The organism is Acidimicrobiia bacterium (assembly GCA_035471805.1).
Lineage (GTDB): Bacteria > Actinomycetota > Acidimicrobiia > Spongiisociales > JAHEDJ01 > JAHEDJ01.
Genome location: DATIPS010000049.1, coordinates 33,050 through 55,402, shown reverse-complemented (window position 1 = coordinate 55,402; position 22,353 = coordinate 33,050). Strand labels below are relative to the sequence as shown.

The following is a 22,353-nucleotide window of genomic DNA, read 5'->3' as shown; positions in this document are numbered from 1 at the left end:
CACGCTACTCCCGAACCGCGGACGTCTTCCGCCCTCTCCCCTGCTTCCCTACCGCCCGCCGGCGAACGGTCCCCAGCTCTCCGGTGGATCGAGAAGCCCGTCGGTGACGTTCCACGAATCCCACTGCTCGGCAACGAGTCCCCTGGCATCGAAGCGAAGGACGGAAACCCCGGCAATGGTCACGTGGTGTCCTTCTTCGCCCAGGGCCGCCCACCACGGGACGGCGGCAGAGTCTCCGTCGACCACCGGGACTCCCATGTGAACATCGGGCTCTTCCTCCTCCCCGAACACCCCGGTCACATAGCTCCGGACTCCAGACCGTCCTTTGAACGGCTCACGAAAAGGGGCGGTGGAAAGAAGAGCATCCTCGCGGTAGAGAGCGACGACCGGCTCCGGGTCGAGAGCCTCCCACGAGCGGTGCCAGACCTCGGCCCAGCGGCGGGCTGCATCACGCGGTTTCATTCAACCCCCCAACCTCCCCCGCCCGGTGTCCGCACCAGCAACCGGTCGCCTGCGGCGACCTCGAACGTCGATTTCCCGGGCACGCGTTCGGGGGTTCGCCCGGCGCGGATCACCCAGTCCTCGCCGGTCGCTCCCGGGCCACCGCCGGCCAGTCCCCACGGGGCGTTGCGCCTCCGCTCACCCATGAGCGAGACGGTCGCCGGGGTCGCGAACTCGATCTCTCGCTCGATTCCCTCGCCGCCCGGGAATGCTCCGGCACCGCCGCTGCCGCGGCGCAGGCCGTAGCGGACGACCCGGAAGGGGTAGTGGGTTTCGAGGGACTCGATCGGGGTGTTCTTGGTGTTCGTCATACCGGTGTGGATTCCCGACTGGCCTGGTTTGCCGGGGCGTCCGCCTTGCCCTCCGGCCAGAGTCTCGTAATAGGCGAACTCGTCTGATCCGATCAAGACGTTGTTCATCGTCCCTTGGGAGGCGGCCGGCACTCGATCCGGGGCGGCCTGAGCGAGTGACCCCAGCAGAACGTCGGCGATTCGCTGGCTCGTCTCCACATTCCCGGCTGCGACGGCAGCGGGGTACTCGGCCGACACGAGAGATCCGGGCTCGACCTTCAGATCCAAGGGCCGGTAGCAGCCGCCGTTGGCGGGGATCGTTGGGTCCGTGGCCACTCGCACCGCGTAGTACAGGCAACTGCGGGTGACTGCTTCTACCGCGTTGATGTTGCCGTCGATTTGGGGGTGGGTCCCGGAGAAGTCGGCCTCGAGGCTCTCCCCGTCGATCCGGACTGCCACACTGATCGGAAGATCGCGAGAGCCCCATTCCATGGAATCGGTGAACTCGAACCGGCCGTCCGGGAGAGCCTCGAGCGCTGCTCTCATTCGCCGCTCGCCGTAGTCGAGCAGCGCCGAGCTGAGCCGGTCGTAGGAATCGATTCCTTCGTTCACAATCAGCGCCTGGAGGCGCCGTGCCCCCACTTCATTGGCACCGAGTTGGGCCGACAGATCGCCAAGCCGCTCCGCCGGCGTTCGGGTGGCGCGCAGAAACGGCTCGACGAACTCGGCCGCCCACTCGCCGTTGCGAACCGCCACCGTCGGTGGAACCCGGTGGCCTTCTTGATCGACGTGGACGGCATGTGCCGGCATGGAGCCCGGCGCCTCGCCTCCCACATCAGCGTGATGGGCTCTATTGGCGACCCAGGCGACCATGCGCCCACCGGCGAACACCGGGCGGACGAGCGTCAGATCGTTGAGGTGGGTACCTCCGAAGAAGGGGTCATTCACCGCGTACTGTGTGTCCGGCTCCACTCCGTCGCCGAACCGGTCGAGGACCGCGGCAACCGACGCCGGCATCGAGCCGAGATGCACGGGAATGTGCTCGGCCTGGGCGAGCATTTCACCCGACGCAACAAACACGGCCGCGGAACAGTCGGCTCGCTCCTTGATATTCGGCGAGTACGAGGTCCGGCGCAGCACCATCCCCATTTCGTCGGCAATCGATGCGAACTGGTTTCTCGCAACTTCCAGGGCGATCGGACTGATCGAGATCACCACGACACCTCGAGAGCTCCCGACTCGGACACGACCGCCCGCTCCCCGGGGCCGAGATAGGTGGTCGCCTCTGCTTCCTCGATGATCGCCGGACCGACGACCTGGCGGCCGGGACGCAGGCCGCCTCGCCACCAAACAGAAGCCGGCAAGGGCCCGTCTGAGGAAACGATCTCCCGGGTCCCCCGGTCCGCCTCCCCTTCGGGTCGAAACTCCGGGAGATCGTTCCATGACATGGCAGGAGACCCGACTGCCTCTGCTCTCAACGTGACCACCTCCACCGGGTCCTCCGGGCGGGCGAAGCCGTTGCGATCGTGGTGGGCGGCGTGAAAGCGTCCGGCGAGAGCGTCCCAGCCTTCCCCCGCCTCGTACGGAACGGAGGTCTCATGAGCCTGACCCAGATAGCGGACGTCGGCAACGAGGCGGACCTGATCCGGGCCCCGACCCGTCTCGGCACGATACGTATCGACGGCATCCCCGGCCAGGGACTTCACGAGCTCATCGAGCCGTTCACCCGACCGCAGCAGCACGCTGCGCGCCGCGTCGTGTCGGGGCGGGCTGAGGAGGAGGCCGAACGCGGAGAACACCCCGGCAAACGGGGGGACGATCACGCCCGCCATCTCGAGACTCTTGGCCAGTGCCGTCGCGTGAAGGCCGCCTGCCCCGCCGAAGGCGACCAGAGCCGCGTCCCGGGGATCGGCGCCTTGTTCGACCGATACGGCCCGGATGGCCCGGACCATGTGGGCCTCAACCACCTCGAGCATCCCGAGCGCCGTCTCACGATGCCCGAGGCCCACTGCCGCGCCGAGCCGGTCGAGTGCCGCCCGCGCCAGATCCTCCCGCAGGGGAACCGATCCGGCGAGGCGCACCTCGGACCCGATTCGGCCCAGCGCCAGATTCGCGTCGGTGACTGCGGCTTCGACTCCGCCGCGGTCGTAGGATGCAGGACCGGGAATGGCCCCCGAACTGCGTGGCCCGACCCGAAGTGCCCCTCCCGGATCGATCCAGCCGACACTGCCTCCGCCTGCCCCGACCGTGTGCACCGCGACGGACGGCATCCGGCACGGGTATCCGTCGATGGCTCGCTCGTACGAGACTTCCGGACGGCCTCTTTCGATCCGGCACACATCGGTGGAGGTGCCCCCCATATCGAACGAGACGAGCCGGCCGTATCCGAGTGCTTCTCCCAGAGCGGCTGAGGCAACGACGCCTCCGGCCGGGCCCGAGAGCAGTGCGGCGGCCGGAAGCCGCCCGGCGGTGCCGATGTCCATCAACCCGCCCGACGACCGCATCACCAGGATGTCGGGCGGGAGACCGGCGACGGCCGCCCTCTCCACCAGACTCCGCAGGTATCCCGCCATCACCGGCGTCAAGTAGGCGTTGAGGATCGTCGTGGAGGTTCTTTCGTACTCACGCAGCTCGCCGACCACCTCACTGCTGATCGATACGGGCACGTCGGGCATTGCGGCCGAGATGGCCGCGCGAATCAGCGACTCGTTATCCGGATCGGCGAACCCGAACAGCAGGGAAACGGCAACGGCCTCCGGGCGGGCGGTCGCCAGCGCCTCAATCAACCCACCGAGGTTGGAGAGGCGAACGCCGGATCCGGCATCGAAAGAAGACCGTTCCGCCGCGCCGAACCGGAGTCGTTTCTCAACCAGCGGTTCGGACCGATCGACGAAGCTGTCATAGAGCGACGGCCGCTCCTGCCGTCCGATCTCGATCACGTCTGTGAACCCTTCGGTGGCAACCAGTGCAGTACGTGCTCCCTTCCGTTCGAGGAGCGTGTTGGTCGCAACCGTCGTTCCGTGCAGCAGGGCCTGCACCGGGCGTCCCTCTGTGAGTCCGAGGGCACCGGCAACTACACCTTCCGACTGGTCCCGCGTCGACGAAGTCTTGCCGACCCGGAGCTGCGCCCCATCCCACCAGGCGAGATCGGTGAACGTGCCTCCAACATCGACGCCGAGTGTCACGATGCTTCACTACTCTCAGGACGGTAGGAAGGATCAACAACCATGCCGGTTCGAATCGACAACACACCCAACCCGAATGCCCTCAAGTTCACCGTAGGCGTGGACGTAGGCGGGCCGAAGACATTCGTTCCCAGCCAGGAAACCGACGATCCTGTTGCCATTGCTGTTTTCCGACTCGAAGGCGTGACGAGTGTCTTCATGACCGCCGATTTCGTTACTTTGACCAAGACGCCGGAAGCCGACTGGGGAACCATCGCTCCGGCCGCCCAGGCGATCCTAGAGGCTGAGTTCCCCGGGTAACCGGCGGAGGCGCCGGCAGGACGCCGGATCACCCGGTCGGGCCGGACTCCTCCATCAGCAGGGAGAAGGCTCCGAAGCGATACTCGATGCGCCCGTCCCCGGTGCTCTCTCCCCGGGTTTCGCCGCCCTTCACCAGCGCGAGGGCATTGCGCAACTCCTCGAGGCGTCCGGGGTTCGCCCTGGGCGCCTGGTGTGCCGGGAACAGAGTGCTCAGGCGCGGCACGAGCCCGACCAGCCGCTCCAGCGACTCCTCGTAGGCCGCCAGATCCGTTTCCGGAACGAACAGCCAGATCGGCCCCTCATAGAAGGTGTCTCCGGTCCACAGGAACCCGGAATCGGTTTCGAGCAGGGCGATCGAGTCCGGAGTGTGTCCGGGAACACCCACGACTTCGAGCTCTCTGTCCCCCAGGTCGATTCGATGCCCGTCGGCGATGTACCCGGTTACCTCGAACGGGGCGATGCAGTAGGTGGAGGGGTCGAATCCCTTGGGCAGCGGCCGCATGAGAGCTCCCGGAGATACTTCCCGGCGAACGTCGGCGTTGGCGATACCGGACGTGCTGCGCCTCGTGTAGTCGGTGTCCATCGCCAGTATTCGACCGAACTCCGCATTGCCGCCGATGTGATCGAAATGCGTGTGCGAGTTGAGCACCGTCACGGGGAGGGAGGTGAGTTCTCGAACGACACTGCTGATCGAGCCGATCCCCATGCCGGTGTCGAAGAGAAGAGCCCGCTCGGATCCCGTGATCAGGTACGAGATCACCTCCTGCCACTGGAACGGTTCAGAAATCGCCAAGACGCCGGGCGCGGCGATGTGGACCTCGAACCAGTCATCCGCTACCGGCACGCGTTCGAGATCGCCGTATCCGGGCCGGGGTCGGTCCCCATCGCCGTATCCGGGTGACCCGCCAAACGGTTTGGAGATGGCGCCGATCATTACCACCAGGAAGAAGAAGAGACCGCTCATAGGAACCTCTGGTACGCCGTCTGCAATCCACCGCCAGGCTACTTCCCTCCTACGGAACCAGTGCCACCGGCAATCCCTCCGGGGACATCCACACGGCAACGGTCCTCAACAGCCCGCCGGAGCTCTCGACCTCTACTTCAACTCGCCATCGATCGTCCACCGGCCCCCCGCCCACCACGGTCGCCGTGCCCCACGGAGCGACCGCGTCGAGGGCGCCCCGCGCCACCGCGGCCGGTATCTCGGCATTGCCGGCGACGGGTCTGCCGACCGACAGTGCCCCCACACCCACCGGGGAGGGCAGGTCGACTACCGAAACAACATCGCCGTCCACCAGAACGGTTATGACCAGACCTTCCACCGGCAGACGAACGGTCCCCGTTTCGCCGGCGACGAGCAGTTGCATCAACACCGTGGCCGTGAATCTGCCGTCTCCGAGATCCTCCACGGAGTCGACAATGATCCATTCGACGTAGCTCCACGAGTCGTCCGAACCGCCGGCCCACCGGCGCACGTACCGTTCGGCGACCGATGCCACCTTCCGGCCGATGTCGAGGGGCGGGGATGCGGCCATCAGGTCCGCTTCGGAATAGAGGACGGGCGGCGGAACGGGTTCCGGGATCTCGGCAATCGGTCGAAGTGAGGAAGTCGACGGTGCTGCGACCGCCGCCCCTGGTTGCCAGACCATGCGTGCGACAACGGCCGCCAGCGCGGCTGCGATCAGCAGAGCGGCGGCGAAGTACATCCACCTGCCTCGCGCACCGGTGCCGTTGGTGAGAGTGAGCCGGCTCCAGGGTATGTGCTCGTAGATCTCGGTCTCGTTGTCGGAAAGCTGATCGCGCATGACGCCTCTCCGGGGAAGCGCGGTGGCAAGCCGAACGTACGACGGCAGAGGCCCGGGATCAAGGGGGTTCTCGAAAACGAGCGGCATTGTTCGGGAACCGCAAAGCCGTCGGCTATCGTTGGTCTGCCGATGGCACGCAACCCAGATCCAAAGCCGGGGCGGTGGATCCTTCCGCTGATCATTGTCGGAATGGTCGGATTCACCTACCTCTTCACCACCAGCATCGATACGGTCCCCGAGGTCCCAGATAATGAGACCTCTTCTTCGACGTCGACCAGCACCTCGACGACCGAGGCAACGAGCGGTTCGTCGGCCCCTTCCACGGTGCCGATCGCTATCTCGCCCGAAGTCCAGGCCTACGTCGCCGGACTCGACAACTTCGATCTTTCGATGGCGACCCTGGGAGACCGAATGGCGGCGGCCAACGCCGCCTGGGACGATCGCTCCGCCACCTTCTCGGACACCCGGACCGTCCTCGAGACCTTGATCGCGGACACGACGACCTTCGCCGACGAAGTAGCAGCAGCCACTCCGCCCGCCGGTCAGGCCGGCCTCGCCCTGGAGCACGAGAAGATCGTGGCCGCGGCAACCGCCGCCAAGACGGCAGCTGAGAACGTGCTCGACGGACTCGTGAACAGCGAGGGCTCGGCAGAGCGCCTGGCTGCGCTCGAATCCTTCAACGGGGCGGTGGGAGACTTCAGCGCCGCCGTGAGTTCGGCAAAGGCAGCAGCCGGCATCTAGGCGGGCTGCGCCCCGCCGGTGTCAGACGGTTGCCCGGCCCCCCACTTGCTCGAAGCGGGCCCCCCGGAACGCGACTCCCCCCGCCTCGGCGGCGGGGGGAGAACCGGTGGCCGATGACCAACCGCGGAGCCGCCGGCTCCTACGCGTCGTAATACATCGAGAACTCGTGCGGGTGCGGGCGCAACCGCAGAGCATCGACCTCGTGCTCCATCTTGTAGTCGATCCAGGCACGGATCAGGCCCTCGGTGAACACGTCGCCGTGCAGCAGGAAGTCGTGATCCTCCTCGAGTGCCGCCAGCGCCTCTTCGAGACTGCCCGGAACCGACGGCAGGTTCGCCAGTTCGGAGGGAGGCAGGTCGTAGATGTCCTTGTCGACCGGGGGCGGCGGTTCGATCTGGTTCTGCACGCCGTCGAGACCGGCCATCAACATCGCTGCGAATGCCAGGTATGTGTTGGCCGACGGATCCGGGCAGCGAAACTCGAGACGCTTGAGCGCCGGCTTCTGCGAGTACAGCGGGATACGAACGGCAGCCGACCTGTTGCGCTGGCTGTACACCAGGTTGACCGGGGCTTCGTATCCGGGCACCAGCCGCCGGTACGAGTTCGTGGTCGGGGCTGCGAACGCCAGTACCGCCGGCGCGTGCTTCAACAAGCCGCCGATATACCAGCGGGCCATGTCCGACAATCCGGCGTAGCCGTTCTCGTCGTAGAACAGCGGCACCCCGTCCTTCCAGAGGCTCTGGTGGGTGTGCATCCCGGACCCGTTGTCCATGAACACCGGTTTCGGCATGAAGGTCACGGTCTTGCCGTGGGCCCAGGCAACGTTCTTCACTACATACTTGAAGATCGTCACGTCGTCGGCTTGTCGGAGGAGCGTGTTGTAGCGGATATCGATCTCGGCCTGGCCGGCGGTTCCGACTTCGTGGTGATGGACTTCGACGTGGATGTTGAGATTCATCAAGGCCAGCGACATCTCCGAACGCAGATCCTGGAAGTGATCGGTCGGAGGGACCGGGAAATAGCCCTCTTTGTAGCCGGGCTTGTAGGCGAGGTTCTTGCCGTCCTCCTCGGCGCCGGAGTTCCACGCTCCCTCAACAGACTGCACCTCATGGAACGAGGAGAACTCGTTCTGCATGAACCGGGCGGAATCGAAGACGTAGAACTCGGCTTCGGGGCCCCAGTAGGAGGTGTCTGCGATGCCGGTGCCCGTCAAGTAGGCCTCCGCCTTGGCTGCGATGTAGCGCGGGTCGCGGTCGTAGGGCTCCCCGGTGATCGGATCGAACACGAAACAGTAGATCACCATGGTCTTGTGCTTCATGAACGGATCGAGGAAGGCCGTGGAAGGGTCCGGCTTGAGGATCATGTCCGATTCCTGGATCTCCTGGAATCCCCGGATCGACGACCCGTCGAACCCGAATCCTTCAACGAACCCATCTTCGTCGAGTTGGCCGGCCGGAATGGTGAAGTGCTGGACCTGACCGGGAAGATCGCAGAACCGGAGATCCACGAATATGTAGTCCTCGGCGGCCAGTTCCTGAAGAATCTCTGCAGGCGTCTTACTCACGATGGGTTACTCCTCTGAAGCCGGTTTCGACGCGGGACGACGCGAGCCGCCCGCGCGCCGCAGAGTCCCATGGACCGGTTTCGGCTCGGTTGCCCGAATGTGAACGGAGTGTTAAATCCCGTCGCCTGCGAAGCCCGCAATCGCCTGTCACGCTGGCCATTCGCCGCTTGAACAGAGCGGCCGCGAAGGGGAAGATCGGCCTGGGTGGAGTATCGTTTCGTAGTAATCGACGAAGGAGCGAGACGTGGACAAACAGGCCGAGTACGTGCTGCGAACCGTCGAAGAACGGGGAATCCGGTTCGTTCGCCTGTGGTTCACCGACGTCCAGGGTTTCCTCAAATCGGTCTCGATCAGCCCGGCCGAACTGGAGACGGCGTTCGAGGAAGGCATGACGTTCGACGGGTCATCGATCGACGGCTACGCCCGGGTTCAAGAGGCCGACATGCTCGCCCTGCCCGATCCGTCCAGTTTTCAAATCCTGCCGTGGCGGCCGGAACAGCAGGTGGCGCGCATGTTCTGTGACATCGTCACTCCGAACGGTGAGCCCTTCGAAGGAGACCCCAGATATGTGCTGCGACGCAACCTCCAGAGAGCAGCGGACCTCGGCTACTCGTTCTACGTCGGACCGGAACTCGAGTATTTCTACTTCAAGAACTCGAAAGGCAAGCCAAAGGTCCTCGATCAGGGCGGCTACTTCGACCTCACCCCACTGGACGTTGCGCAGGAGTACCGGCGCACGACGATCAACGCTCTCGAACAGTTGGGGATCCCGGTGGAGTACTCCCATCACGAGGTGGCCCCCAGCCAGCACGAGATAGACCTGCGCTACACCGACGCTCTGACCATGGCAGACAACGTGATGACCTTCCGCCTTGCGGTCAAGGAGGTGGCGATCGAACACGGCATATATGCGACCTTCATGCCCAAACCGCTCGAGGAACACGACGGATCCGGGTTTCACATGCACCTGTCCCTTTTCGAGGGCGACCGGAACGCCTTCTACGAGGCCGGTGCCGAGAACGGGCTGTCGAAAGTGGCCGAGGGTTTCATCGCCGGGGTGCTCAGGCATGCACCAGAGTTGACGGCCATCACGAACCAATGGGTCAACTCCTACAAACGTCTGGTTCAGGGTTTCGAAGCGCCGATCTACTCGTTCTGGGCCCGCAACAACCAGTCCGCTTTGATCCGGGTGCCGACGGTGAAACGGGGGAAGGCCTCGTCGACCAGAATCGAGTACCGGGCGCCGGATTCGGCCTGCAACCCGTATCTCGCATTCTCCGTGCTGCTGGCCGCCGGCCTGAGCGGAATCGAGAACAACTACGAGCTTCCGGCCGAGGTTTCGAGCAACGTCTTCGAGATGACTACCGCGGAGCGGAAGGCGCTGGGCGTGGGAAGGCTCCCCTCCACACTCGATCACGCCCTCGACGCCATGGAGGCTTCGGAGTTCATGGCAGAGGCTCTCGGTGAGCACGTCTTCTCATGGTTCCTGCGCAACAAACGCAAGGAGTGGGATCGTTTCCAGCATCACGTTTCGGCGTTCGAACTCGAGAGATACCTGCCGATCCTGTGATCACCGTTGCGCACTCCTCGATTGGCGACCCGGCCGGTCTCGTTGAGGCCATCACGCTGACCGGAGCGCACGCGGTCTCGATCGAAGATGAAGAGATTGAGTGGGATATCGCCCTCATCGACCTCCGCACCGAGCCGATCCAGCAGCTGCGCGAGGCGAAACGGGTCAACGAGGACAATGGATGTCCGATCATCGCAATCATCACCTCGTCCCAGACGACTCTCCTCGAGTCGGAGGGATGGGTTGATGACTTCGTCACCGACCCCGTCGATACGCTGGAGTTGCGGCTGCGGTTCCATCGCCTCGCCGGTCAGCAGGCGGAGGTCGAGACACAGCGCTACAAATCCCTCGAACTCAACCTCGCTACATATCAGGCCACCATCGACGGTAGGCCGATCGATCTGACGTTCATGGAGTACGAGTTGTTGCGGTTCTTCATCGAGCACCAGGGCAGGGTATGGAGCCGGGAACAGCTTCTCCAGAAGGTGTGGGGATACGACTACTTCGGCGGCGCCCGCACCGTCGACGTGCACGTGCGAAGGCTGCGCTCCAAGCTGGGCGAGGAACGCGCCAGCTGGATCACGACGGTGCGGTCGGTCGGCTACCGCTTCGGCTGATTCGCTCGTTGTGGCGTCGATGATCACGCAATCTCGGGGCGTTTCTGACGCCAGAAGGAGACAGGGCGTATTGTCCTTTGCATGCATCCGTTCATTCGGCCCGAGATCTACGCTCACTATTCCGAGCTGTACGACGAGTCGGCACGTCTGGGCAGCGATGGATTGAGTCAGATCGAACTGATTCGGACGAAAGAGATCATCGAGCGCTACCTGCCTCCAGCACCTGCCGACGTAATCGACATCGGCGGAGGCCCGGGCGTCTATTCGGTCTGGCTGTCGGAGCTCGGCCATCGCCCGGCGCTGATCGATCCGGTCGCCCTTCACGTTGAGCAGGCGCGCGAGGCCGGAGTACCCGGCGCGACGGCCGGCGTTGCAGCCGTTCTCGACTTCGCAGCCGACAGCTTTGATATGGCCTTGATGCTCGGCCCGCTCTATCACCTCCAGGAGCGCGCAGACAGACTCCAGGCTCTCCGCGAGGCACGGCGGGTTCTCAGACCTGGTGGCCCGCTGATCGCGGCCGGAATCACGAGATACGCCTCAGCGATCGACGGCTTCGACTCAGGCTTCATCGATCACGAGGAGTTCGAGCGAATCGTGCATGCCGACCTCGAGACCGGCAAACACGTGAACAACACAGGTGATCCCCGGTTTTTCACGACGGCTTACTTCCATCGACCGGAGGAACTAGTGGATGAAGTCGCCTCGAGTGGCTTCACAGACGTGCAGATCCTCGCCGTCGAGGGAGTGTCGTGGGCGGCCCGGGATCTGGACGAGCGAATCACCGATCCTGAGAAACTCGCCGCCGTCCTCGACGTCCTGCGGAGGCTCGAGTCTGCCCCATCGCTACTCGGAGCGACCCCACACTTCATCGCCGTCGGGCGGGCCTGACGGTGGCGTTGGATATCTGCTGCCCGGAGTGCGACGAGGCCGACAACCTGCGCGGGTCCCGTGAGGGCGAGATCATTCATCTGACCTGCGGTGCGTGTGGGCGCACCTGGGACCGCCCTGCAACGCCGCACTGTGACCGCTGCGGAGGCGACGACCTGCAAGCGGTGGTGAAGGCGATCGTCGAGCGCTCGCGAGGCACACAGCTCTCGATCGTCGGCAGCCGGACTGTGCATCTGTGCACGGTCTGTGATGCAGACACGCTGGGGCGCTATCACCGGAACCGCCCGAACCCGCTCATGCCCGATGAGTTGCCGACGGTCGGCCCCGAACAAATGAAGGACTAGACGAGCCGGGATCGTGTTGAAGCGGGCAGGACGGCACACCGGTCAAAGGCAATGGACGGCATCTGCCGGTTACCCGGCGCCGGGTTCGCCGAACCGCCGGTGCCGCTCCCCTAGCAACTCGCCCTACTGTGGTCTCGTCGCCACCACCAGGGCGTCGATGGCCGTGAAGGTGCCCTCGTCGGCCTCGTACGGTCGATCCACCTTCTCCGCCTTGACGATCTCGAGGTCGCCCAGATCCCCGACCAGAGAGTCGGGGGTGTAGAGGACCTCAGGGCTCTGGGGCCCCCCGTAGCCCTCCTCGATGTTGGAGAGATCGTGGCCGACGACCACGAGCGTCCCGCCCGGCGCCAGTGCCCCGGCAGCCCGTGCGAGGACTTCTCGAAAGAAGACCGGCGGAAGATGCAGGTAGGACAGAAGGACGAGATCGAAGGCCCCGACCGCCGGCACGTAATCGCGCAGATCCGCTTCGACCGTTGTGATCGTCACGCCCTCACGAGCAGCGAGGTCGGAGGCTCGCCCGAGGGCTACACCCGAGAAGTCGACTGCCGTCACGTCCCAGCCCTGCTTGGCCAGCCAGACCGCGTTCCGGCCCTCGCCGGCGGCCAGGTCCAGCGCCCGTCCGGGGTTGAGCCCGACCGTCTCCTGAACCACGGAGCGGTTGGCCTCGGCAGTCCACAACCACTCGCGGTCCCGATACCGGTCGTCCCAGGCGTCTCGATCCACAGTCAACTCCTCGCGAGTCTCTTCGTGCGTGACAAAGCTGCTCCCCTCCCACGCATGAAAGGGAGGGACTCAGACGAACTCGACGCCCTGGGCCAACGGAAGGTCGTCGCCCCAGTTGATCGTGGTCGTCTGGCGACGCATATAGGCCTTCCAGGAGTCCGACCCCGCCTCGCGGCCGCCGCCCGTCTCCTTCTCGCCGCCGAATGCGCCGCCGATCTCGGCTCCGGAGGTCCCGATGTTGACGTTGGCGATGCCGCAGTCGGAGCCGAGGTGAGATAGGAACTTCTCCGCGTTTTTGAGCGAGTCGGTGAAGATGGCCGACGACAACCCCTGGCGGACCCCGTTCTGAACGGCGATGCCTTCCTCGAGTGAATCCACCTCGATCAGGTACAGCAAGGGCGCGAAGGTCTCCTCCTGGAGGATCGGCGCGTCCTTGGGCATCTTGACGATGGTCGGCTCGATGTAGGCCGGTCCGAGATCCTCGAGGCGGTTGCCGCCCGTCAGGACTTCTCCACCTTCACGCTTGGCTATGTCGAGGGCGGTGAGCATGTTGTGGACGGCGGTCTCGTTGACGAGCGGTCCCATCAGTATCCCCGCTGCGAGCGGGTCTCCGATAGTGACCTGGGCGTAGGTGGAGACCATCCGCTCTGCCACCTCGTCGAAGACGTCCTTGTGGACGATCATGCGCCGCAACGATGTGCAGCGCTGCCCGGCCGTTCCAACGGCGGCGAAGGTCGCCGCCCGGACGGCCAGCTCGATGTCGGCGTCGTCCATCACGATGATCGCGTTGTTCCCGCCGAGTTCGAGTATCGCCCGTCCGAGACGCTTGGCTAGTTCGGTCCCGACCTTGTATCCCATGTCGCAAGATCCGGTGGCAGAAACGAGCGGTACCCGGCGGTCCTTCACCATGAGATCGCCGACATCGGACCCCGAGCCGATCGCCAGGTTGAAGACGCCCTCGAACCCGGTTCCGGCCATTACCTCGTGGGTGATATTGGTGACGGCGATGGCGGTCAGGGGCGTTTCACTGGAGGGCTTCCAGATGTTCGTGTCGCCGCAGACCGCCGCGATCAGCGAGTTCCACGACCACACGGCCGTCGGGAAGTTGAACGAAGTGATGGTGCCGACCGGGCCGAGCGGATGCCACTGCTCGTACATGCGATGCCGCGGCCGCTCCGAGGCCATCGTCAGACCGTACAGCTGGCGAGAAAGTCCGACCGCGAAGTCCGCGATGTCGATCATTTCCTGGACTTCGCCCTCCCCTTCGGGGAGGATCTTGCCCATCTCCATCGTGACCAGCGCACCGAGTGCAGCCTTCTTCTCGCGTAGTGCGTTCCCTACCAACCTGACGTACTCGCCGCGCTTCGGCGCGGGCAGCATCCGCCAGCGTTCGAAGGTCTCGACCGAACTGGCTGCAACCTTCTCGTAGTCCTCACCGGTGGCCCTGGTGATGGTGGCGATTACCTCGCCGGTGGCGGGGTTGATGCTCTGCAGTTCGGAGCCGTGGGTCTCGATCCACCCTCCGGCATAGGCTCCGCGGTTGATTTCATCGATGCCTAGTTCGGCAAGTACTTGCTGTGTGTCCACCTTTGGGCTCCTCTCTCAGCGCGCCGCGATGGTTTCGATTTCGACCAGAAAACCACCGGGCAGGGCGGCCACCTCAACGGTGGAGCGGGCCGGTGGCCGGTCGGTGAAGGCCGCTCCGTAGACCTCGTTGACCTTCGGGAAGTCGGCCATGTCGGCCAGGAAGATGGTGGTCTTGACTACATCGGCGAAGCCGAGCCCGATATCGGCAAGGATCGCCTCGAGGTTCTTCATGATCTGCTTCGACTGCGCCACGACATCGTCGGGGGCTCTGTCGCCGGTGGCCGGATCAAGCGCGACCTGACCGGAGATGAACACGAGGCCGGCGGCTTCGACTGCTACCGAATACGGTCCGAGGGCGGGCGGCGCGCTGGGGGTGCTGAGTACGTGTTTGGGCATCCGGCAAGAGTAACTGGTCCTGGAGGTGGTGGCGCCGCCCGCCGGGCAGTAGCAGTGAGCAGTGCGGAGCTCACGGCCGACAACCTAACGCCTGCAGTTCAGGAGAAGCTGTTGCCGCAGCCGCAGGAGCGGGTGACGTTCGGGTTGTTGATTGCAAACCCCGCGCCGGTCAGCCCGTCCTTGTAATCGAGAGTCGCACCGCGCACCATTTCGAGGCTCTGCGGGTCGACGACGACCTTGACGCCTTCGTACTCTTCGACGGTGTCGGCTCCGTCGAACTCGTTGTCGAAGAACATCTCGTAGGAGAATCCCGAACAGCCGCCCGGACGCACTGCCAGACGGAGGGCCATCGTGTCATCGCCTTCGGCTTCGATGAGCTGGCGCAGCTTGTTGATGGCGCCATCCGTCAGATCGACGGCCTTCTGCGGTACACGCGGCTTGAATGCCAACGGCTGACTCATGGGTCCTAACTCCTCAGCTCATTACGGGTACGTAACTATAACCCCTCGACCGGGGTAATTTCCAATGTCTCGATAGTGGTAATTGTCGGTACCATGCACGGAGTGACCACGAAGAATGACGTATTAGAGGCGCTGCGCGGGGTATTCGATCCGGAACTGGGGACGGACATCGTCGAGCTCGGCATGGTCCAGGATGTGGAGATCACCCCGGCCGGAGTCGTGACGCTCGGAATCGCGCTGACGATCGCCGAATGTCCGATGCGTTCGCAGATCGAAGAAGACGCCGTCCGCAAGGTCTCGGCGCTGCGCAGTGTCACCGATGTGCAAATCGACATCCGGGCGATGACCCAGAAGCAGCGTTCCGGCGTGATGGAGCGGGCCAGAAAAACCGCCAGGGACAAAGCCGAACCGACCAGGATCGACCCCAAGACCAGAGTGATCGCGGTCGGCTCCGGCAAAGGAGGCGTCGGGAAGTCGTCGGTCAGCGTGAATCTGGCCGTCGGCATCTCCGACCTCGGTTACCGCGTTGGTCTGCTCGATGCCGACATATGGGGCTTCTCGATTCCCCGCATGCTCGGCACGAGCGAACGCCTCGAAGCGAACGACGAGAAGATCATCATCCCGGTTCATGTGCACGGCATCGATGTCGTCTCAACCGGCCTCATCGTCGAGTCGGAAGAGACCGCCCTCATGTGGCGGGGTCTCATGCTTTCGAAGGCCCTCGAGCAGTTCCTGCATCAGGTGGAGTGGGGAGAGCTCGACTACTTGATCATCGACTTGCCACCCGGAACCGGCGATATCCAAATGGCGCTGTCGAGACTTCTCCCGCAGGCAGAGATGGTCGTCGTCACCACTCCTCAGAAGGCCGCGCAGAAGGTCGCCATCCGGGTGGCGGACATGGCCCGAAGGTCGTACATGCCCGTCGTCGGAGTCATCGAGAACATGGCCGGATTCGTTTGCGACCACGGGACCCGCTACGACCTCTTCGGATCGGGAGGAGGCCTCGAGCTGGCCGAGTCGATTGGAGTTCCATTGATAGGCACCATCCCGGTCGACGCCGGCGTCGTCGAAGGAGGAGACTCGGGGACTCCGGTAGCCCGTTTCGCACCGGCGAGCGCCGCAGGTGCCGCCTTGATGGCAACCGCCCAGCGTGTTGTCGACCTGGTTCCTCCGGTTGAAGACGAAACCTGCACCGCTCGCATCGCACGACTCGTAGAAGCGCTGGAGGCGCAGCCGGCATAGGGTTCGTTCGCCGCCCCGGCCCGCTCAGGGACTAGTTACATGGTGCTATCTTTTATTGCTACGCAAGAAACTACCCTCCGTGGTCGATAATCGACCTGAACGTGCCGAGGTTGCCGGACCGGCTGGGAAGGCTTTTCCACCGCAAGTGCATCACACCAGCGTGAGGGCCACCGAAAGGTCGGCCCTCACCGGGTTAAACGTCGCGAGTTTCGAATCACCGGGACAAGACGACCATGGACCGGTGTCTGTGGCATGGCCAGAGCCGGCAGGCGGCTCGCCCTGCCCGGTCTCGGTGCAGAAAGCAGACCTCGAGGCTCACCCCTAGCCGCACAGTCCCTTGACCAGGGGATAGGGATTCACCGCCGAGCCTCCACCCGGGTGGAGCTCGAAGTGGAGGTGCGGGACGGTGTATGAAGCGTTGCCCGACGAACCGACCGTCCCCACCAGTTCGCCGGCAGCCACGGACTGCCCCACAGAGAGGCCGGGCGCCCAGCCGTCCAGGTGTGCGTAGTAGTACTCGTCCCCGGAGACGCCGGTCAGCCAGATCGTTATCCCACCCAGGCTGCTGTTGCCCAACCGGAGAATCGTGCCGGACTCAATCGCCACCGCCGGAGTTCCCCGAGCCGCCAGCATGTCGACTCCCTGGTGCGTCCTTCCGCCGCTGCGCGGGGCTCCCCAGGTATCGGTGAAGGTCGTGAACCCGTTGATCGGACACACCAGGTTCCCCGCCGGAGGGGGCGTGGTGGTCGGGGTGGTGGTCGGGGTGGTGGTTTCGGTGGTTGTGGTCGTCGATTCATCCGGCAGCGTCGTAGTGGACGAAACGGCTGCCGTTGAGGTGGTCGTGACGACCGTCGTGGTGGTCGAAGTCGCGGCGCGAGCAGCCTCCTCTGCCAGCCGTTGCTCTTCTGCCAGCCGTCGGAGTTCCTCTTCTATTCGGCGCTGCTCCTCTTCCTCGATCCTTCGCTGCTCGACCAGCGCGACGTAGGAGGCCTGGGCGTCGTCGAGTCGATCGTTCAGCGATACCGCCGCTGAATCGAGTCGCTCAACGGTCACTCGTTGCTCTCCCTCGAGGTCGGAAAGGACGCCCAGCTGGCGTTCGTACTCAGATCGAAGCCCTTCGAGATCGTTGACCAGCTGCTCGTCGTCCAGGGCCAGGCTCTCGAGATAGCTGAGGCCGGCCCCGAGTTGCTCCGGCGTCCCGGAGAAGAACAGCAGCGAAACGCGGTTGGAGGCCGCCGCCGTGTAAAGGGCCACGGCCCGTTCCTGGAGTCGCTCGAGTGCGGCCGCCACCTGAACCTGCGTTTCGAGGATCGACCGGTTGATGCGGGAGATCTCCGCGTCCAGCTCGACGGAGCGGACCGTGGCTGCCTCCAACTCCACAGCCAGGGCTTCGAGCTCGGCCCGGGTTGTGGCGACCTCCCGTTCGGCGGCGGACAAATCGTCGTCGGACACCTGCGCAAGCGCCGGCAATGCCAGCAGCGCCATGACGACCACCGCCCCGACGAGGCGCAGCCACCTCACGACGGAGCCCCGATGAGCCGAACGAGAGCCCCCCAGAGCTCATCCGCCGAGCCTTCGAAGGACGCCCGCCCTTCAGCAACGAGTTTGTTGAGGTGGGCCGCCACAGAATGAGCGGCAAGCGGATGAAGGGCCGGGTCGACGTCGGCGTACACATCTTCGACCACCGCGCCGACGGTGCCTGCACCTGCGGCCAGCGCGGCGACGATCTGCTCTTCCCGCTCCAGGCGGTGGCCGATGTAGTCGTCGATCACCGCCCGGGGATCGTCCATGATCGGCCCGTGTCCCGGGTAGAGCTTCCTCAGCGATAGTGCACCGAGGCGCCTCAACGAATCGAGATAGGCGACCATGTCTTCGACTACCACGGTCGACCCGCCCATGATGTGGTCACCGGTGAACAGCACGTCGCCCGCAAGGAAGCACAGGTGATCCGCGGAATGTCCGGGCGTGTAGAGCACCGTCAGCCGTTCGGCGCCGACCGGGATCCGAGCGTCGTCGCCGACCAGCACATCCGGGTCGAACTGAGGACCGGGTTCGTAGCCGTAGACCGGGACTCCCAGATCACGGCCGAGCGGATTGGCGAGCGGTGCATGATCCGGATGGGAATGGGTCACCAGGATGCCGAGCACGGCGTCGGCGGCAACCGCTTCGAGAATCGCCCGGGCGTGCGATGAATCGACCGGTCCCGGATCCACGATGAGGGCGGCGGCGCCCGACCGGACCAAATAGGTGTTGGTGCCGGGACCCGTGAACAGTCCAGGATTGGGGGCGAGCAGCCGTTCTATCTCCACTGGTCCTCGAAACTCGGGGGGACGACGACCAGTTTCGCGCGTTCTCGGCCCAGCTCAAGTCGATCAGAGAATGACGGTGCGATTTCGGAAGAACCCGGCGAGCCGGATTCTCACCAGTTCCCGCACCGCGGGCACCATCAGCGCGAAGCCGACCGCGTCGGTGAGAAACCCTGGAGTGAGGAGGAGTCCGCCTGCAAAGAGGAGTATCCCCCCGTGGGCCAGGTCCTTTCCGGGGAACTGCCCCGATGAGATCTGCCCCCGGATGGCCGACATCGTTGCTCCGCCTTGCCTGCGCAGCAGCGAGGCTCCGAGCACCGCAGTGAGGAGTATGGCGGCCACGGTGGTGCCGAGTCCGATGCGGTCCTCCACGGCCACGAGGACGAAGAGTTCCGCGATGGGTACTGCGATGAAGAGCAAAACCAGCATGTCGACAGAATAAGGGCATGTCTAGGCTATTCATCATGCTGCGGCACCTCCCTTCCGTTGATGCACTGGTTCGCGAGATCGGGTCCCCGCTGCCGGCGACCCTCGTCACCGAGATAGCCCGCCGGTCTATCGATGAGGCTCGCCGGCGGCTCTCGGCAGGCGAAGAGGTCGAGGCGCGCTCGATTGCCGAGGACAAGTTGTCGAAGCTCGAGAACTCTCGGCCGCGCAAGGTGCTGAACGCCACAGGCGTCCTCCTGCACACGAATCTGGGAAGGGCCCCACTTGCTGCAACCGCTGCGGAGGCCGCCCTTCGAGCAGCAACCGGATACGGCAACCTCGAGTTCGACCTGTCGACCGGGCGGCGGGGCGGGAGGGGTGCATATGTGCAGACCCTCCTTCGCGTCCTGACCGGCGCGGAAGCCGCGCTGGTCGTGGGCAACAACGCCGGCGCTCTGCTGCTCACCCTGGCCGCCATCGGAGGTGACGGCCGGGTCCCCGTGTCCCGGGGGGAGTTGATAGAGATCGGCGGTTCCTACCGTCTGCCCGAACTGATGGCCGCCAGCCATGCCCGCATGGTCGAGGTCGGAACCACCAACCGCACCCGCCGCTCCGACTACGAGAGGGCCATGACCGCCGACACGACTCTCCTGCTCAAGGTGCATCCGTCCAACTACCGCGTGATGGGTTTCTCCGAGGACACCTCACTGCGGGATCTCGTCGAGGTCGGACGGGAGCATGGTGTTCCCGTCGCATTCGACATCGGTTCGGGATTGCTGGACGACAACGTTCCCTGGCTCGATGGTCCGCCTCCCGCATGGCTCAAGAATGAGCCCGGCGTCCGGCAAGCGCTCTCCGCCGGAGCCGGCATCGTCAGTTTCTCCGGCGACAAACTGCTCGGCGGCCCGCAGGCCGGAATCATCGTGGGGCACGGTGAGCTGATCGAGCGGATGGCGACCCACCCGATCGCCCGGGCGCTGCGAATCGACGGAGCCAACCTGGCGGCACTGGCCGTGACCCTGGAGCTATACGCGGACGGGCGCGGATCGGAGATTCCGTTCTGGCAGATGGCTGCGCAGAGCTATGAAGACCTGGAGATGAGGCTCGGCCGGCTTCGAACGGTCGCCGGTGGAGACATTCGTGCGGGTAGTTCGGTTCCAGGAGCAGGATCGGTGCCGGGTGCCGAGCTGCCCACACCCGTGCTGGCAATCACCGACATCGATACCGACGAAGTATGGGATCGACTGCTCGCTTCGGAAACGCCGGTTGTGGCACGAAGGGACGCAGGTGAGCTGATCATCGACATTCGCGCCGTCCCGGTATCCGACGACGACGCCCTCGCCGCCGCGCTGGCCGCCGCATGCCGGTAATCGGCACCGCCGGACATGTCGACCACGGCAAGTCGACCCTGGTCGAGCAGTTGACCGGACGTGACCCGGACCGCTGGGACGAAGAGAAGAGGCGCGGGCTGACCATCGATCTCGGGTTCGCCTGGACCACCCTCCCGGACGGAACAGAGGTCTCTTTCGTCGACGTCCCGGGCCATGAGCGTTTCATCAAGAACATGCTGGCCGGAACGGAGGCTATAGATGTGGCGCTGCTCGTCGTTGCCGCGGACGAGGGTTGGATGCCGCAATCCGAGGAGCATCTGGCAGTTCTCGACCTACTCGGCGTGCGTCACGGCGTCGTAGCCATTACAAAGACCGACCGGGTCGATGAGGACTTGCTCGAACTGGCGGTTCTCGAAGTAGAAGAGCACCTGGCCGGAACGGTGTTCGCCGATGCCCCGCTCATTCCGGTCGCCGCCCCGACACGCGCCGGACAGGAGTCTTTGCTGGAACACCTGGCGAAGGCGGTGGAGAGCGCGGGACGCGAGTCCCGGCCCAACGGGCGCTCCAGGCTGTGGATCGATCGCGCCTTCACGATCTCCGGGGCGGGAACCGTCGTCACGGGAACACTCACCGACGGCTCCGTCCGGGTCGGAGATCGTCTCGAGCTCTGGCCGGGCAAGCACGAAGTCCGGGTCCGCGGACTTCAGTCGCATGAACAGGAACTCGAAACCGTGCCGCCGTCCACTCGTTGTGCGATCAACCTGGCAGGGCTCGAGCGGCAGGAGGTACAGCGAGGGTCGATGCTCGGCCTGCCGGGTCAGTGGGCACCCAGCGACCTGCTCCTGGTGGACGTTCGGACCGCCAGGTATGTGGAGGACCCGCTGACCAACCGCGGCGCCTACCACCTGCACCTCGGATCTGGTTCATGGCCTGTGACCCTGCGGCTCGTTGAGGATGCCGAGCTCACCGGGTCCGGGGCGGCTCTGCTCGAGCTGCCCTCCCGGATTCCCGTGGTGGCCGGAGACAGGTTCATTCTGAGAGAAACCGGACGCCGTTCCGTCGTCGGAGGCGGCCGGGTTCTGAATCCCGCCCCGAGCAGGCGCCGCGCCTCGATTCTGACGTCGCTCGGCAGCCTGCGTGCGGCGCTCGGCGAAGGGCCGGACTCGATCGCCGATGCCTTGCTCGGAGCCCGGCAGACGGAGGATCTCGCCCGACTGGCTGCCCACTCCGGAGGCGGGACACCCACCGATGCCGTGATCGTGAAAGGCCGGGCCATGGCGCGCCGCCACGCCCACCAGATCACCGACCGGGCCGTGGCTGCGGCGCGTGCCTTTCAGGAAGAGAACCCGCTGCGACCGGGTGTACCGAAGGCCAGTCTCGCCAGCAGCATCGAAGTCGATCTCGACTTCCTCGAGGCATTGATCGATTCCGGCGACGAGTTGCGCGACGACGGGGCGACCGTGGCAACCGCAGACTTCGCGGGCGGACTCGATGCGGGGCGCGAGGCGGACTGGGAGTCTGTTCGAGACGAGCTCCGAACGGCCGGTTTGGCTGTGCCTCGCATCAAGGAACTGTCGATTGATCCGGATCTACTGCACGCGCTGCTTCGAGAGGCACGGATTGTGAGGGTCGGGCCTGAACTGGTCTATTTGCCCGAGCAGCTCGATGGCCTCATCGAGCGCATGAGAGCGATGCCGACACCATTCACCGTCGCCGAGTTCCGCGACCACTTCGGATTGTCCAGGAAATACGCCGTCCCGCTCCTCGAATGGATGGACGCCAACGGCGTCACGGAGCGGGACGGTGATGTCCGGACGGTTCAGGCCGATTGAACGGCTACCGACCGTCGATCCGGTTCGGTGAGTCCTCCCCATATTCCGTACGGCTCGCGAATGCGGACTGCATAGTCGAGGCAATCGCTCGTCACCGGACAGACCTGACAGATGGCTTTCGCCCTGACCTCTCGCCGTTCACGTTCGTCCTTGCGTTCGAACGTGCTGGGCGGGAAAAACAGATGCGAATGGTTGCCTCTACAAAGAGCGGCAGACTGCCAGTCGCTCACCTCCAGCTCCTTCC

The 22,353-nt window shown here is 64.8% G+C and carries 23 protein-coding genes; 9 read left to right on the top strand and 14 right to left on the bottom strand.

The features are described 5' to 3' along the window. Positions 1-48: 48 nt before the first annotated feature. From VLT15_09740 to VLT15_09730, 3 genes are read right to left on the bottom strand one after another with little or no spacing between them, the layout of a single operon-like run. On the bottom strand, positions 49-462 hold the full coding sequence (locus VLT15_09740; protein HSR45498.1) for a nuclear transport factor 2 family protein: 414 nt from the start codon (positions 460-462) through the stop codon (positions 49-51). Beyond that, positions 459-2,006, bottom strand: a complete 1,548-nt coding sequence (locus VLT15_09735; GenBank protein ID HSR45497.1) for a hydantoinase B/oxoprolinase family protein — start codon at positions 2,004-2,006, stop codon at positions 459-461. Before VLT15_09735 ends, VLT15_09740 begins: the two co-directional genes overlap by 4 nt. Further along, positions 2,003-3,976, bottom strand: a complete 1,974-nt coding sequence (locus tag VLT15_09730; GenBank protein HSR45496.1) for a hydantoinase/oxoprolinase family protein — start codon at positions 3,974-3,976, stop codon at positions 2,003-2,005. Before VLT15_09730 ends, VLT15_09735 begins: the two co-directional genes overlap by 4 nt. 42 nt (positions 3,977-4,018) lie before the next feature. Here VLT15_09730 and VLT15_09725 point away from each other — a divergent pair, with 42 nt between their 5' ends. Continuing rightward, positions 4,019-4,276, top strand: a complete 258-nt coding sequence (locus VLT15_09725) for a NifU N-terminal domain-containing protein (protein HSR45495.1) — start codon at positions 4,019-4,021, stop codon at positions 4,274-4,276. A gap of 28 nt (positions 4,277-4,304) precedes the next feature. Here VLT15_09725 and VLT15_09720 read toward each other — a convergent pair whose 3' ends face one another. Beyond that, positions 4,305-5,240, bottom strand: coding sequence for an MBL fold metallo-hydrolase (locus VLT15_09720; protein HSR45494.1), 936 nt, complete (start codon positions 5,238-5,240; stop codon positions 4,305-4,307). Positions 5,241-5,289: 49 nt separating this feature from the next. Further along, positions 5,290-6,081, bottom strand: a complete 792-nt coding sequence (locus tag VLT15_09715; GenBank protein ID HSR45493.1) for a hypothetical protein — start codon at positions 6,079-6,081, stop codon at positions 5,290-5,292. Between the two features lie 129 nt (positions 6,082-6,210). Between VLT15_09715 and VLT15_09710 the strand changes: the two genes are divergently transcribed. After that, positions 6,211-6,822, top strand: coding sequence for a hypothetical protein (locus tag VLT15_09710; GenBank protein HSR45492.1), 612 nt, complete (start codon positions 6,211-6,213; stop codon positions 6,820-6,822). Between the two features lie 139 nt (positions 6,823-6,961). Here VLT15_09710 and glnA (VLT15_09705) read toward each other — a convergent pair whose 3' ends face one another. After that, on the bottom strand, positions 6,962-8,386 hold the full coding sequence (gene glnA, locus VLT15_09705; protein ID HSR45491.1) for a type I glutamate--ammonia ligase: 1,425 nt from the start codon (positions 8,384-8,386) through the stop codon (positions 6,962-6,964). 244 nt (positions 8,387-8,630) lie between these two features. Between glnA (VLT15_09705) and glnA (VLT15_09700) the strand changes: the two genes are divergently transcribed. From glnA (VLT15_09700) to VLT15_09685, 4 genes are all read left to right on the top strand, one after another. Continuing rightward, on the top strand, positions 8,631-9,956 hold the full coding sequence (glnA, locus tag VLT15_09700) for a type I glutamate--ammonia ligase (protein HSR45490.1): 1,326 nt from the start codon (positions 8,631-8,633) through the stop codon (positions 9,954-9,956). Beyond that, entirely contained in the window at positions 9,953-10,573 is a 621-nt protein-coding gene (locus VLT15_09695) for a response regulator transcription factor (protein HSR45489.1), read from the top strand. Before glnA (VLT15_09700) ends, VLT15_09695 begins: the two co-directional genes overlap by 4 nt. Before the next feature lie 81 nt (positions 10,574-10,654). Then, positions 10,655-11,461: a class I SAM-dependent methyltransferase gene (locus VLT15_09690; GenBank protein ID HSR45488.1), complete on the top strand. Its 807-nt coding sequence runs from the start codon at positions 10,655-10,657 to the stop codon at positions 11,459-11,461. A 2-nt stretch (positions 11,462-11,463) separates the two neighbouring features. Further along, the gene (locus tag VLT15_09685; protein ID HSR45487.1) at positions 11,464-11,805 is read left to right on the top strand and encodes a DUF6300 family protein; all 342 of its coding nucleotides are present in this window, start codon (positions 11,464-11,466) and stop codon (positions 11,803-11,805) included. 123 nt (positions 11,806-11,928) lie between these two features. Here VLT15_09685 and VLT15_09680 read toward each other — a convergent pair whose 3' ends face one another. From VLT15_09680 to erpA, 4 genes are all read right to left on the bottom strand, one after another. Further along, positions 11,929-12,528 (bottom strand): class I SAM-dependent methyltransferase, encoded by a 600-nt coding sequence (locus VLT15_09680; protein HSR45486.1) that lies wholly within the window; start codon positions 12,526-12,528, stop codon positions 11,929-11,931. A gap of 69 nt (positions 12,529-12,597) precedes the next feature. Beyond that, on the bottom strand, positions 12,598-14,115 hold the full coding sequence (locus VLT15_09675; GenBank protein ID HSR45485.1) for an aldehyde dehydrogenase family protein: 1,518 nt from the start codon (positions 14,113-14,115) through the stop codon (positions 12,598-12,600). A gap of 15 nt (positions 14,116-14,130) precedes the next feature. Continuing rightward, on the bottom strand, positions 14,131-14,511 hold the full coding sequence (locus VLT15_09670) for a Rid family detoxifying hydrolase (GenBank protein HSR45484.1): 381 nt from the start codon (positions 14,509-14,511) through the stop codon (positions 14,131-14,133). A 98-nt stretch (positions 14,512-14,609) separates the two neighbouring features. Continuing rightward, positions 14,610-14,972 (bottom strand): iron-sulfur cluster insertion protein ErpA, encoded by a 363-nt coding sequence (gene erpA, locus VLT15_09665; GenBank protein ID HSR45483.1) that lies wholly within the window; start codon positions 14,970-14,972, stop codon positions 14,610-14,612. A gap of 102 nt (positions 14,973-15,074) precedes the next feature. Here erpA and VLT15_09660 point away from each other — a divergent pair, with 102 nt between their 5' ends. Then, on the top strand, positions 15,075-16,214 hold the full coding sequence (locus VLT15_09660; GenBank protein HSR45482.1) for a P-loop NTPase: 1,140 nt from the start codon (positions 15,075-15,077) through the stop codon (positions 16,212-16,214). 321 nt (positions 16,215-16,535) lie between these two features. Here the strand turns inward: VLT15_09660 and VLT15_09655 are convergent, their stop codons facing one another. From VLT15_09655 to VLT15_09645, 3 genes are all read right to left on the bottom strand, one after another. Next, the gene (locus tag VLT15_09655) at positions 16,536-17,735 is read right to left on the bottom strand and encodes a peptidoglycan DD-metalloendopeptidase family protein (protein ID HSR45481.1); all 1,200 of its coding nucleotides are present in this window, start codon (positions 17,733-17,735) and stop codon (positions 16,536-16,538) included. After that, positions 17,732-18,523, bottom strand: coding sequence for an MBL fold metallo-hydrolase (locus VLT15_09650; protein ID HSR45480.1), 792 nt, complete (start codon positions 18,521-18,523; stop codon positions 17,732-17,734). The genes VLT15_09655 and VLT15_09650 overlap by 4 nt, the downstream gene beginning before the upstream one ends. 63 nt (positions 18,524-18,586) lie before the next feature. Further along, positions 18,587-18,949, bottom strand: a complete 363-nt coding sequence (locus VLT15_09645) for an FxsA family protein (GenBank protein ID HSR45479.1) — start codon at positions 18,947-18,949, stop codon at positions 18,587-18,589. 35 nt (positions 18,950-18,984) lie between these two features. Here VLT15_09645 and selA point away from each other — a divergent pair, with 35 nt between their 5' ends. Beyond that, complete coding sequence (gene selA / locus VLT15_09640; GenBank protein ID HSR45478.1) at positions 18,985-20,316, top strand: L-seryl-tRNA(Sec) selenium transferase; 1,332 nt, start codon at positions 18,985-18,987, stop codon at positions 20,314-20,316. Continuing rightward, positions 20,307-22,109, top strand: a complete 1,803-nt coding sequence (selB, locus tag VLT15_09635; protein HSR45477.1) for a selenocysteine-specific translation elongation factor — start codon at positions 20,307-20,309, stop codon at positions 22,107-22,109. Before selA ends, selB begins: the two co-directional genes overlap by 10 nt. Here the strand turns inward: selB and VLT15_09630 are convergent. After that, positions 22,097-22,339: a WhiB family transcriptional regulator gene (locus VLT15_09630; GenBank protein ID HSR45476.1), complete on the bottom strand. Its 243-nt coding sequence runs from the start codon at positions 22,337-22,339 to the stop codon at positions 22,097-22,099. The genes selB and VLT15_09630 overlap by 13 nt on opposite strands. Positions 22,340-22,353: the final 14 nt, after the last annotated feature.

Coding starts and splice junctions, on each gene's coding strand:
- VLT15_09670 (HSR45484.1), bottom strand. CDS start 14,511: ATGCCCAAACACGTACTCAGCACCCCCAGCGCGCCGCCCGCCCTCGGA.
- selA (HSR45478.1), top strand. CDS start 18,985: ATGCTGCGGCACCTCCCTTCCGTTGATGCACTGGTTCGCGAGATCGGG.
- VLT15_09740 (HSR45498.1), bottom strand. CDS start 462: ATGAAACCGCGTGATGCAGCCCGCCGCTGGGCCGAGGTCTGGCACCGC.
- VLT15_09720 (HSR45494.1), bottom strand. CDS start 5,240: ATGAGCGGTCTCTTCTTCTTCCTGGTGGTAATGATCGGCGCCATCTCC.
- VLT15_09725 (HSR45495.1), top strand. CDS start 4,019: ATGCCGGTTCGAATCGACAACACACCCAACCCGAATGCCCTCAAGTTC.
- VLT15_09715 (HSR45493.1), bottom strand. CDS start 6,081: ATGCGCGATCAGCTTTCCGACAACGAGACCGAGATCTACGAGCACATA.
- erpA (HSR45483.1), bottom strand. CDS start 14,972: ATGAGTCAGCCGTTGGCATTCAAGCCGCGTGTACCGCAGAAGGCCGTC.
- VLT15_09690 (HSR45488.1), top strand. CDS start 10,655: ATGCATCCGTTCATTCGGCCCGAGATCTACGCTCACTATTCCGAGCTG.
- selB (HSR45477.1), top strand. CDS start 20,307: ATGCCGGTAATCGGCACCGCCGGACATGTCGACCACGGCAAGTCGACC.
- VLT15_09710 (HSR45492.1), top strand. CDS start 6,211: ATGGCACGCAACCCAGATCCAAAGCCGGGGCGGTGGATCCTTCCGCTG.
- VLT15_09645 (HSR45479.1), bottom strand. CDS start 18,949: ATGCTGGTTTTGCTCTTCATCGCAGTACCCATCGCGGAACTCTTCGTC.